This window comes from Psychrobacter faecalis, assembly GCF_016107575.1.
Classification (GTDB): domain Bacteria; phylum Pseudomonadota; class Gammaproteobacteria; order Pseudomonadales; family Moraxellaceae; genus Psychrobacter; species Psychrobacter faecalis.
Genome location: NZ_JABAST010000059.1, coordinates 1 through 11,671 on the forward strand (window position 1 = coordinate 1; position 11,671 = coordinate 11,671).

At 42.7% G+C, this 11,671-nt stretch carries 10 protein-coding genes; 5 read left to right on the top strand and 5 right to left on the bottom strand.

The window, feature by feature from the left end:
* Nucleotides 1-49: 49 nt before the first annotated feature.
* Together JFC07_RS13300 and JFC07_RS12520 are read right to left on the bottom strand one after the other, a co-directional pair.
* Nucleotides 50-178, bottom strand: coding sequence for a hypothetical protein (locus JFC07_RS13300; protein ID WP_265090571.1), 129 nt, complete (start codon nucleotides 176-178; stop codon nucleotides 50-52).
* A gap of 257 nt (nucleotides 179-435) precedes the next feature.
* Nucleotides 436-876: a hypothetical protein gene (locus tag JFC07_RS12520; protein ID WP_193030652.1), complete on the bottom strand. Its 441-nt coding sequence runs from the start codon at nucleotides 874-876 to the stop codon at nucleotides 436-438.
* A 184-nt stretch (nucleotides 877-1,060) separates the two neighbouring features.
* Here JFC07_RS12520 and JFC07_RS12525 point away from each other — a divergent pair, with 184 nt between their 5' ends.
* Nucleotides 1,061-1,615 (top strand): hypothetical protein, encoded by a 555-nt coding sequence (locus tag JFC07_RS12525; RefSeq protein WP_198329174.1) that lies wholly within the window; start codon nucleotides 1,061-1,063, stop codon nucleotides 1,613-1,615.
* 102 nt (nucleotides 1,616-1,717) lie between these two features.
* Here the strand turns inward: JFC07_RS12525 and JFC07_RS12530 are convergent, their stop codons facing one another.
* The 3 genes from JFC07_RS12530 to JFC07_RS12540 all read right to left on the bottom strand — a co-directional run bounded on the left by JFC07_RS12530 (nucleotide 1,718) and on the right by JFC07_RS12540 (nucleotide 3,975).
* Nucleotides 1,718-2,182, bottom strand: coding sequence for a hypothetical protein (locus tag JFC07_RS12530; protein ID WP_198329175.1), 465 nt, complete (start codon nucleotides 2,180-2,182; stop codon nucleotides 1,718-1,720).
* 177 nt (nucleotides 2,183-2,359) lie between these two features.
* The gene (locus tag JFC07_RS12535; RefSeq protein WP_025651820.1) at nucleotides 2,360-2,890 is read right to left on the bottom strand and encodes an inorganic diphosphatase; all 531 of its coding nucleotides are present in this window, start codon (nucleotides 2,888-2,890) and stop codon (nucleotides 2,360-2,362) included.
* Nucleotides 2,891-3,117: 227 nt separating this feature from the next.
* Entirely contained in the window at nucleotides 3,118-3,975 is an 858-nt protein-coding gene (locus tag JFC07_RS12540) for a lipoyl protein ligase domain-containing protein (protein ID WP_193030611.1), read from the bottom strand.
* Nucleotides 3,976-4,367: 392 nt separating this feature from the next.
* Here JFC07_RS12540 and JFC07_RS12545 point away from each other — a divergent pair, with 392 nt between their 5' ends.
* The 4 genes from JFC07_RS12545 (at nucleotide 4,368) to msrAB (ending at nucleotide 11,330) form a co-directional block, all read left to right on the top strand.
* Nucleotides 4,368-5,870 carry a coniferyl aldehyde dehydrogenase gene (locus JFC07_RS12545; RefSeq protein WP_198329176.1) on the top strand — a complete coding sequence of 501 codons (1,503 nt, stop codon included), beginning with the start codon at nucleotides 4,368-4,370 and terminating at the stop codon, nucleotides 5,868-5,870.
* Nucleotides 5,871-6,186: 316 nt separating this feature from the next.
* The gene (locus tag JFC07_RS12550) at nucleotides 6,187-8,145 is read left to right on the top strand and encodes a glycine betaine ABC transporter substrate-binding protein (protein WP_198329177.1); all 1,959 of its coding nucleotides are present in this window, start codon (nucleotides 6,187-6,189) and stop codon (nucleotides 8,143-8,145) included.
* A 34-nt stretch (nucleotides 8,146-8,179) separates the two neighbouring features.
* The gene (locus tag JFC07_RS12555; RefSeq protein ID WP_198329178.1) at nucleotides 8,180-9,091 is read left to right on the top strand and encodes an ATP-binding cassette domain-containing protein; all 912 of its coding nucleotides are present in this window, start codon (nucleotides 8,180-8,182) and stop codon (nucleotides 9,089-9,091) included.
* Nucleotides 9,092-9,491: 400 nt separating this feature from the next.
* Nucleotides 9,492-11,330: a bifunctional peptide-methionine (S)-S-oxide reductase MsrA/peptide-methionine (R)-S-oxide reductase MsrB gene (msrAB, locus tag JFC07_RS12560; protein WP_227678330.1), complete on the top strand. Its 1,839-nt coding sequence runs from the start codon at nucleotides 9,492-9,494 to the stop codon at nucleotides 11,328-11,330.
* Nucleotides 11,331-11,671 lie beyond the last annotated feature (341 nt).

Consider the following 11,671-nt stretch of genomic DNA (forward strand, 5'->3'; position numbering starts at 1 on the left):
CAACGCTAAATCCTGTAAAAGAGCAACAACAGCAAAGATTACAAGCCGCTTAATTTAGCTTGATGGTGACAACTACCTTGAAAAACTCCGCTTCTCTTGATTTCCAATTTATCAGCGCCATTTTAAACTCAATGGCAGCTTGCTCTATTTCTGGTTTATTCATATTAAATGTTGTCATGTTATTTCACCTCTATGACGATATAGAAATAAGCATGGTTCCCTAGTGAGGACTTGAATATTTGGCTGTAGGCTAGTGGTATTAAGAGTTTGAATTCTTGTGATAACTGTAGTGTACTTCGCAGTGTACTTGTTGAACAATCTAAGATTGTTCAAAGCTAGGGAAGATTTCATTCCATTTGCCTTCATCTTGCTATGAATAAAGGAGTTGGAAAAATTAGATCCAACTTAATTAGTTAGGCTTTATGATAAAAATCATCAAGCATCTTCTTCATCGCTCAAATACCAAATCATAAATTCATAGAAGCTATCCCAATGCGGTAAAGTACCATCGGCTAGTTGCTGTAGCTGTCCCATCTGATAATCCCATACACTATCATCTTCTATATTGTACAAATACCCCCCTTCACCTTCGCCTGTACTGAATAGAATATAGTTCTTAGGAACTTCCCAAACTTCATGTGCGAATTTTACTCTAAGAATGAAACTTCTTGTCGGTAGAGGATCAACTATTTCAGCAGCACCAGAACGTAAAGCTCTTAAAAAATATTTTGTATATAATTTAAAAAACCCACTGTCTTTTTTGACACCATACTCTAAAAGAATAACCTCTGCTTCAAGCCTATGTTCAGGTTTTTTCTCTATCGTAGGATAACTCTGCTTAGCTAGTAACTTCTCAACTGTGCTAAATGAATTCATATTTGAACCGCCTCAAATTTGTCGAAGGTAGATTTACTTACGTCAAACAGCAATGCCTAACTAGGCTAAATTATCATAGTAATGTTTTTCAAGATTACAGTGTTGCATATAATCTATCTGGGGAGACAGTCATTTGTGATCGATGCGCTATACAGGCATCGAACGTGTTCCCACAACGGACGTTATGGTAAAAGGTATTGAAATGAAAAAAACATTGATTAAAGAAATTTTAATTAAAAGCACATGCGATGATGGACGATTATTTATAGAGAGTAGTGCAGATCAGAATAAAGGATCCGAATTGTATACGCACTTAAGTAAAGGTCATAAAGTAATTTCATCTAAATATTTTATTAAGCTAGGAGATGATCAAGAAATTTTTATTCCAGTTTCCAACATCATAGAGCTATTACCTGATCGCACAGGATTTGTAGTTATTTACAAAGAACAGCCAAGAAAGTTCAGTGAAGCTACTAGTTATCCGTGGTTTTTCAGGTATCCCAATAATGCAGCTATTTATAATGCGGATGGTAGCTTACGTTTTCAAATTAAGTTGACAGATAACCTCGAAAGTAGCTTGTACATTGAAAGTTTCGCACAAGAATCTATAGAACATCCTGACAAAAACAGTGTGACCATAAACAGTACTACTAACCCTATATATTCTTTTTATACACTTTTTGCAGTGGATCCAGATAGTCCACAGTTGATTGAAACTGGTCAGCAAATACGACGTTAGTTAATAAAAAGGTATACCCCAACGGAACCAGTTATTTCACCCTTTAAACCTATTAACAGACCACTCAAAACAGACCGCTATAATGGAACCACTTTTAACAGACTAGCCAAACACACGCCACATTATCCAAAACAGTCCTGCCATAACGATAGCAATGACCAATAGCCGCTTTGCCCAATAAGGAATAAGCGGTTTTTTATAGCCCAAATCATTAAGCTGGCTGTCAACGCCGTCTTGTAGACTTTGGAAGCCTTGCTCAGAGGGCGTGCTTTTGACTTTACTTCTAATCAATTGCTCAGGTTCTTCTTGCACTTGTTCTCTATCAAAGCTAAAAGCTTGGCTTGGGATACCTTGTTTATTGGCGATAGTCGTGAGAGTTTGCTGCTGCTTGTTCTTTAGCGCAAGCTCGTAAGCATCTATGCGAGATTTGGCGGCATCCATACTGATATTTTCATCAGCGGCCAAGGTTTTAATTGCCTGCACCAAATTGCCTTTTTCGACCATCATCATAACGGCTTTTGGCAGTTTTTTATTGGCGGGCGTTGAGCCTGAATCAGAGTCGAACATGACAGTCCTTATTTGGGTGAGATACTAGGTAGGTGAGGGTATTATAACCATTTTATCGCCGCAAAATTCAAGCAAAAAAATACCGCAACCATTAGCATGTCTGCGGTATTTTCATAGCGCTTAGCGAATTTTAATAAAAAATTGCCATAAACGCTTTTTTAAATTATCTAGGATAATTTATAGGTCTTTCCAGCGTTGGATAGACTCTTTGATGACTTCTTTAGCTTCTGCAACGTCACCCCAAGATTCGACCACCGTTGTACCTGCTTTTTTAAGGTCTTTATAGTGGCTAAAATGGAATTGTAATTGGTTGATCAGCTGCTTTGGTAAGTCTTCCAGACTATTGTAAGCATTGCCTGTATCACGGTCGTCAGCCGGTACGACGACGATTTTGTCATCGACTTCGCCATCATCAACGAATTTCATCACGCCGATAACTTTCGCTTTTAAGAAAATGCCAGTAGGCAACGGCTGTTCTGTGATGATAAGCGCATCTAACTCATCGCCATCTTCATCAAGGGTTTGCGGAATAAAACCGTAGTTACAAGGTTTGGCGAAAATCTGTGGATCAACACGGTCAAGCTCAAATACCGCCAATTCGCGGTTCCACTCAATTTTATGGCTGCTACCAGTTGGGATTTCTACGACCACATTAATGATGCCACCATCGACGTCGCCTGCGTCCAAAATTTTATTAAAATCTGCCATAAATTGCTCCAAGGTGCTTTTGTTATGAATGCTTCAATGATAAAGGGTTAAGGGTTGGCGCGCTAAGGTTATTGCTGCGCCCAATTTGTGCGACTGCGATTATAACAAGTTTGACTCAAATTTTCTCACAATGCTTAAGTCTAAGCGTGCACGATATTATGCAAAAAAGGATTATGCAAAAAGTAGTATTAATTTAAAAAAAACTGTGTATAAAGGACTTAGGAAAATTACTTTGGGGCGAGGGCACGTAATTGGATATGTCCCGCATGCCGTTTGGCAATATTATCAATAAGCCTTTGGGTCACTTGTTCATAGCTTAAACAGTTGGTCGTTGCTGGCATAGATTGTTCCGCTGCCTGCGCAGCCAGTTGTTTATCCTGCGTTTGCTTATTCATAGCGGCAAAGTCAGCCAGTCGTAACATTTGCATGCCCGCATAGCCGCACGGATTAATTGCATTAAAGGCCGATAAATCACAATCTAAATTAATCGCGACCCCATGATAACTAAAACCATGCTTGATTTTAAAGCCAAGTGAGGCAATTTTACCGAGCATAATGGCGTCATCAATCGGAAGCTCAGTGACTGGTTGAGCCTTGTCATTGCTGGCAGTATTCAGATGGCTATATAAATAAACCCCAGGCGCATCGCGGCGGGCATGAGCGCTGATAAGACTGCTATTAGACGCGTGGCTTTTTAGGCAGTCATTGACCACATCTTCAATCGCTTGCTCGGCGTGCGATACCATGTTGCGCACACTCCAGCCCAAACTTTCCAAATCAAATAACCAATAGATAACCAACTGTCCATGCCCGTGCCATGTCACCTGACCGCCGCGGTCGGTCTTGATAATCGGCGTATTGGTACGTTGCAAGATATGCTCTTCTTTACCGGCTTGTCCAAGCGTATAGACATCATTGTGATCGACAATCCAAAGCTCGTCAGGCGTGCGTAGACCTTGCTCTTTTTTCAGTGCGATACGCGCTAACGTACGCGATAGCATAGCATCAAGGGTGGGGACATAATCAGCAGCTGAGAGCGATTTGCTGACCAGCATATCATTGAGTGGTTGCGCGGTATTTTGCATGAGAGTGACTGTCTTATGGTTTGGTTATTAAAAAAGGGGCTTGTTATTGATATTTAGTGTAGCAGTTTTAGCTTTTGTGCCCAAATCTAAATTTCGCTATTTAATCTATGAACTAATTGTCCGAGCTGCGTTAAAAATACTGTTAAATTGCGGCAATATAACCCTTGCCTGACACGTATTTCATACAAACCCAGTAGTCAATCAAAGGTGCTGTTCATTGATTGGACAATGCGCTACATTAAACGGCATTGAATAAAATACTGTTTAGCAGCATTGAATGGAATCTCAGGCGCTTTTCGTACTTTAGAGACTGCTTATTTTAACGACCATAGATTCAGAGTCCTAAATCGATAATAGCGTACTGACTCTAACGCTCATAACAAGGAAGACAAATGACTGATAGTAATCAAAATACACCCTCTCAAAATGAGCCTACGCCAACCAATCAAACTCAAAAACCAAATCATGCCCATAATGCAGATGAGTCTCTTAGTATCATTAAAACGGACGCTGATATGCAAGCGCAATTTGCGCGCTTACAAAAGCTGAGCCGCACGCAGCCTATCAATGATTGGACCACGCGTGAAAATCAACTCGATAATTTAGAGGTGATGCTAAGCGACAACCAAGCGCTACTTGCCAAAGCGATTAGTGCCGATTTTGGCTATCGCAGTGAGTCCGAAACACAGTTTGCTGAGCTATTTCCAAGCTTTACCGGTATTAGCCATGCAAAAAAGAATGGTAAAAAATGGATGAAGCCGCAGCGGGTATCGATTTCAGCGCTTTATATGCCAGCTCATAATGAGATTCAGCCGCAGCCGCTTGGCGTGGTCGGTATTATGGTGCCTTGGAATTACCCGCTATTTTTAGCAGTCGGACCGATGATTGATGCGCTGGTAGCGGGCAATCGCATTATGATTAAGATGAGCGAGGCGGCACCGCAATTTGCTCAAACCTTTGCTGAGACTATTTCGCGTTATTTTTCACCGGATATGGTTTCTGTGGTGATTGGCGAAGTTGAGATTGCCGAAGCCTTTAGTAAACTGCCTTTTGACCATTTATTGTATACCGGCTCGACTGCGGTCGGCAAAAAAGTCATGGCGGCGGCGGCACCGAACTTAACGCCAGTCACCCTTGAGCTGGGTGGTAAGTCGCCGGTTGTCGTTTTAGAAGGTGCTAATTTAGAAAACGCTGTTAATCGCGTGATGATGGGTAAAACGCTTAATGCGGGTCAAACCTGTATTGCGCCTGATTATGTATTGGTTCAACGTCAATATCATGAGGAATTTACCCGTCTGGCAAAAGAGTGGATGGAAAAGCATTATCCCAATATTGCAGACAATCCTGATTACTCGCACATCATCAACGGCGAGCAGTTTAAACGCGTCAAAGGCTATCTCGATGATCTAGAAGATGACCATATCCATCAGTTGACGGATGCAGATGCTGATCACGACAGCCGCCTGATGCCGCCAGTGATTGTCAAAGAGCCTGCGCCTGATAGTGAGCTGATGCAAAACGAGATTTTTGCGCCGATTTTGCCCTTGATGCACTATGACACTCTCGATGATGCTATTGATTTTATCAATGAGCGTCCACGCCCGTTGGCACTTTATGTCTTTGGTGACAACAGCAGCGAGATAGATCAGGTGCGTAACAATACGGTGTCAGGCGGTCTGTGTATCAATGAAGTCATTATGCATGTGGCGCAGCATGACTTGCCGTTCGGCGGGGTTGGGCACTCAGGTACGGGCGCTTACCACGGTAAAGCTGGTTTTGAGCGTCTTAGTCATATGAAGTCGGTATTCATACAATCGAAGCTCAATGGTCTTAATATTTTATTGCCGCCGTATGGTGGTGTATTTAAAAAAGCCATGGCACTGTTTTTAAAATAACAATACGCTCTAAATAAGTAGCGTTATAAAAAATAGCATCTACTCAGGTAGGTGCTATTTTTTATCTAAAAGTTAATCCATTACCTTCAGAACATTCAAAATAAGTAGTTAAAAACCGCTTTTTAGAATGAATGAGCATTTGTCATCTTATCTATAAATCGCTACACTTTGTAGACCACCTAAACAAAATGAAGCTAGTTTTTAGACGCACTCTAAGTAAATAAATTAATAATAAACAACAGACTTTAGGTGCAAAAATAAGCTTTACTAAACTTAGAGATAATTTTAAGAATAATAACGATAAATAGGATCTGCCGTGCGCCAATGGATTGCTTTTAGCTTATTATTGATAAGCTCACTCATATTGTCTTTACCAGTATCTGCTGCTGTATCAAGTTGTGATGCGCCGATTAAATTTGGTGCGCTCACGTGGGAGAGTGGGCAATTTACCACTGGGGTGTTGAAATATATCACTGAAAACGGCTATGGCTGTCAAGTGACTGAGATACCGGGCGCAGGTCCGGCGCTTGAAAATGCACTGCTGCAAGATGATATCCAAGTCATCGGTGAGCAGTGGATAGGGCGCTCGCCGATTTTAGAGCAAGCGATCGAGGACAAAAAGGTGGCGATCATTGGCGACACGCTTGAAGGCGGTGCGACCCAAGGATGGTATGTGCCTAAATATGTCCTAGAGGAAAATCCGGGTCTGCGTCGTTATCAAGATTTGCCCAAATACGCTGAGCTATTTAAAGACCCTGAAGACCCGCGCAAGTCGCGCTTTATGAACTGCCCGTCAGGATGGGCGTGTGAGATTTTTAATACCCGTTTATTAAAAAATACCGGTTTAGATAAGACTTTTAATAGTGTTCATCCCGGTACGGGCGCCGCACTCGATGCCGAAATATCCTCTGCTTTTGAGCAGCATAAACCCTTATTGTTTTATTACTGGCAACCGACTGGGCTCATGGCAAAATACGACTTTGCGCCTTTGGAGTTTCCTGCGCACGATGACGCCTGTTGGCAAGATTTATTAATAGCTGATGGTACTTCTGATTGCATCTCAGGCTTTCCTGTTTCTCCTTTGAGTATCGCGGTATCGACGCCTTTTATACAATCTAATCCTGAGCTGACCGATTTTTTTAAACAAGTTAACTTTACCCCGGATCAGCTCAACGGCGCTATTTTAGAGATGAGTGAAAACAAGCGCAGCGGTGATGAGCAAGCGCTGGTATTTTTACGTCAAAATCCTGATATTTGGCAGACGTGGATGTCAGCAGAAGCGGCGCAGAAGATGGCGGCAACGCTTGGGATGAGCCTGAACGGTAGTGCTTTGTCAAATAACGCTGCCTCAAATAGATCAACAAACAATAATACCGCTAACTTATTCAGCGTGTCTTCAAGCTTTCCTGCATGGTCGCTTGAAACGTCGCTCAATAACGTCTTAGCGACTGTGGTTAGAAACTATGGTGACGTTTTTCGCAGTGTTAGTAGCGCCGCTTTAACCTATTTATTGTTGCCCATTGAACGCTTTTTAACCTTTATGCCGCCGTGGCTAATCATTGCGCTGGTGACCGTATTGGCATGGTTTGGTGTTCGTAAAATATGGTTCGCGCTGGCATGTGGCGTCGGATTATTTCTAATTGGTGCGTTTGGACTATGGAGTGCGTTGATTGATACCTTTGCGCTGCTTATTGTATCAGTACTGGTCACGGTGGTGGTTGGTATTCCAATCGGTATCGCCATGTCTGGTAGTAAAATCCTGCGTAAAACTATCACACCGATACTCGATGTGATGCAGACCATGCCAAGCTTTGTCTATTTAATACCCGTGCTTATGTTATTCGGCATTGGTAAAGTACCTGCGCTATTTGCCACCATTATCTATGCTTTGCCGCCGCTGATTCGTCTGACCACACTTGGAATTACCCAAGTTAATCATGAAATGGTCGAAGCGGGACGCTCGTTTGGTAGTACGCATTTGCAACTGCTGATTTGGATTAAATTGCCGCAAGCGCTGCCGAGCATCATGGCAGGTATTAACCAAGCGGTAATGATGTCGCTCTCCATGGTGGTGCTGGCTTCTATGATTGGCGCACCGGGTCTTGGTGAAGATGTGCTGCAATCGATTCAAACGCTCAATATCGGTCAAGGCTTACAAGCAGGCACCGCTATTGTCATCGTCGCCATCATTATTGACCGTATCACGCAGGCCTTTGGGCAAGGAAAACGCGCGCGGCAAAAAACCATTGATGCGGGCAGACACCCGATTGGTTAATGATGAATCATAAAAATAAAAAATGAGAGCCACAATGAACCATATTCAATTAGAAAATATCAGCAAGATTTATAATGCCAATAGCTCGCAAGCGCAGTCGGCCTTGGCATTATTGGCAGAAGGTATGGACAGCATTGCCGTCAAAAAGCAGACTGGCTATTCGGTTGGGCTCTATGATATCAATTTGAGCGTTAAAGCGGGCGAGCTGCATTGTATAATGGGCTTATCAGGCTCTGGTAAATCAACCTTGATACGCCATATCAATCGTTTGATTGATCCAACCAGCGGCAAAATTTGGGTCGATACCGCTATTAACGCGAAAGAATCTACAGCGGGAACCGTCTCTAATTCAGCGGTCGCAAGCGAAGAGCAATTAACGGATAGAAACGAAAAGTCTTCTGCTATTAATATCCTAGCGCTCAATGATAAAGAGTTACAGCATTATCGCCAGCAAACGGTCAGTATGGTGTTTCAGCATTTTGGTTTGGTGCCTCATATGACGGTGCTACAAAACGTCGCTTACGGTTTACGTGTGCGTAAAATGAGTACCAAGGAGCGCCATGAAGTGGCAAGTTATTGGCTCAATGAGGTCGGGCTACCCAATCTAGAACGCAGCTATCCTGATGAGTTGTCTGGTGGTATGCAGCAGCGGGTAGGGCTGGCACGGGCGTTGGCAACCGACAATCCAATCTTACTGATGGATGAGGCATTTTCCGCACTTGATCCCCTTATTCGCGCGCAACTACAAGACCAGTTGCTTGATTTACAAGAACGGCTTAATAAAACCATCGTCTTTATTACCCATGATATCGATGAGGCGGTCAAAGTTGGTCAACGTATCAGTATTTTAAATGGTGGGCGGCTGGTACAAACTGGTAGCGCAACTGAGTTACGCAACAATCCCGCTGATGATTATGTGGCGCAATTTATGGGTGCTAAAAGTTAACTACCTTATAGTCTTAATCTAACTGATATTAACTATTAAATGTCTTATTAAGTGATTGATTGGCCTAGTAATATTGATTTTTCACTATTTTATCCTCATATAAATATAATCGCCCATTAATAATTGCTCACATCATTTCTTTGTAGCCACTTGTGTATATCACTACTCTTACGGCGTTGTTAAAAAAGTGTAGCAACCACTTATTTACTATTAAAGTAAACTCCACTAGCGATGTATACTATTAAGATAGACTAATGTCGTTATCATTCTTTTTATTTTCATATATCTCGCAATCTATTTGCTTTCACTAACATTCATTCTGCTTTATTGCTGTTGAATACGCTTAATAACTATTAATCATTAAGCGGGTGCTCGCAAGATTTTGTGAAAAGGATTCTTCATGCTACCTGATAAACAAGATAATAAGTCTCATAATATCAATCGCTCTGATAAGGGCAGCAACACTCATGATTTAGTGACACAGTCACCGCGAGCAGCTGCACGCTGGTTAAAAAATGTCAGTGCTTTTGGGGTAACGACGGTGTTAAGTGCAGGGATTTTGGTTGCTTGCGGACAAATGAGTAGCGCAGAAAACAATGCTAAGAACAATGCTAATGCCAGTAGCCAAAACAGCGGCGTAAAAAGTTCACGGGATATGCTGCCATCTGATATGCTCGGGCAAATGCAGGCGTTACCGCAATTAACCAAGGGTTTGGGCAACACAGGTGCGGCGGTTATTGACCCCAATAAACCTACCTTGATTAAGTTTTGGGCAAGCTGGTGCCCGTTATGTCTAGGCACGCTTGCAGAAACCGAAGAGTGGCGTACCGATCCTAAGTTTGCCGGTTTAAACCTTGTTACCGTTGCCAGTCCCGGTCATCTCAATGAAAAAGCAGAGAGCGATTTTAGGACTTGGTATGCAGGCGTGCAAGCTGATTATCCTAAACTACCCGTATTGTCCGACGCTTCGGGTGAGCTGATTAATAAGCTCGGCGTGCAAGTGTATCCAAGCTGGGCGATACTCGATAAAAAAGGCAACTTGGTGCATTTGGTCAAAGGTAATATATCAGCAGAGCAAGCCTATGCCCTTGCTGAAAATGCTGATAATGACTTTGCCGAGCTAAAAGCGGGTAATGCCAAACCGGCAAACGCCCAAGCATTGAATAACAACAGTAAAATTGAAACCATCAAGCAAAAAGATGGCGTTTATTATAACGATAAAGGTAAGGCGATTAATACGCGCTCAATCTATTTAGCAGGTGGCTGCTTCTGGGGCGTTGAAGCTTATATGGAGCGTGTCGAAGGTGTGGTCGATGCAGTCTCAGGCTATGCCAATGGCGACACGGCCAATCCAAGCTATGAGCAAGTGATTCGCGGCTCAGGTCATGCCGAGACGGTTAAGGTTACTTACGATGCCGATAAAACCGATCTTGATACGATTCTAAAATACTACTTGCGCGTGATAGATCCAACCAGCCTCAATAAGCAAGGCAATGATCGCGGCGTCCAGTATCGTTCGGGCGTTTATTACACTGATAAAGCAGACAAAGCGGTGATTGATGCGGCGCTCAAACGTATCCAAAGCCAGTATAAACAAAAAGTCGTGGTAGAAAATAAGCCTTTAGATAACTTTTATCTGGCTGAGATGTATCATCAAGATTATTTGGCAAAAAATCCAAATGGCTATTGTCATGTCGATTTAAGCCTTGCCGATGATAAACCAGAAGGCACTGCGCGAACCAAGCTTGCACCGGTCAGCACGGTTGCTGAAACTTTAGATCCCAAACGCTATGCAAACTTTGATAAAGGTGCGCTAAAAAACACTCTAACCAAAGCCCAGTACAATATCACTCAAGAGGCGGCGACAGAACGTGCGTTTAGTCATGAGTATGATAATTTATTTGCGCCAGGGATTTACGTCGATGTGGTGAGCGGTGAGCCGTTATTTTTATCCACCGATAAATACCAATCTGGCTGCGGTTGGCCAAGTTTCACCAAGCCGATCGATAAGCAAGTGATTACTCAGCATGAGGATACTGCCTTTAACATGGTGCGTACTGAGATTCGCTCACGGGTAGCAGACTCGCATTTGGGGCATGTATTCCCTGATGGCCTAAAAGACCGCGGCGGACTGCGCTATTGTATCAATGGCGGTGCACTACAATTTATCCCAGTCAGCGTGATGCCGCAGTCAGGCTATGCGCCGTTGGTAAAATTGGTAAAGCCTGCAAAACCTTAATGATTGATATTGATGATTAAACTCATAAAGAGACGTTAAGCTGATGCTTGGCGTCTTTTTTATCAAAAAGCGCCTTAAAACCATGTCCCTTCTAGGGCGTGGATATCAGGCGTCAGTTATTGTCGCTCAGCCTTAAAACAGACTTGTCAACCAAACTCATTGAGACCATAATCACTCTATGAAAACGCTCAAGTGTCGCATCAAAGACAAACACGCCAATCAGCTAAATACCTTAGCGGGCGCAGTTAATTTTGTGTGGAACTATGTGAATGACTTGAGTTTTAAGCATCTTCAACGCACCAATCATTTCTTTTCAGCTTATGATATTGCCGCTTATGTAA

Coding starts and splice junctions, on each gene's coding strand:
- JFC07_RS12530 (WP_198329175.1), bottom strand. CDS start 2,182: ATGTTCGACTCTGATTCAGGCTCAACGCCCGCCAATAAAAAACTGCCA.
- JFC07_RS13300 (WP_265090571.1), bottom strand. CDS start 178: ATGACAACATTTAATATGAATAAACCAGAAATAGAGCAAGCTGCCATT.
- JFC07_RS12520 (WP_193030652.1), bottom strand. CDS start 876: ATGAATTCATTTAGCACAGTTGAGAAGTTACTAGCTAAGCAGAGTTAT.
- JFC07_RS12555 (WP_198329178.1), top strand. CDS start 8,180: ATGAACCATATTCAATTAGAAAATATCAGCAAGATTTATAATGCCAAT.
- JFC07_RS12545 (WP_198329176.1), top strand. CDS start 4,368: ATGACTGATAGTAATCAAAATACACCCTCTCAAAATGAGCCTACGCCA.
- JFC07_RS12525 (WP_198329174.1), top strand. CDS start 1,061: ATGGTAAAAGGTATTGAAATGAAAAAAACATTGATTAAAGAAATTTTA.
- JFC07_RS12540 (WP_193030611.1), bottom strand. CDS start 3,975: ATGCAAAATACCGCGCAACCACTCAATGATATGCTGGTCAGCAAATCG.
- msrAB (WP_227678330.1), top strand. CDS start 9,492: ATGCTACCTGATAAACAAGATAATAAGTCTCATAATATCAATCGCTCT.
- JFC07_RS12535 (WP_025651820.1), bottom strand. CDS start 2,890: ATGGCAGATTTTAATAAAATTTTGGACGCAGGCGACGTCGATGGTGGC.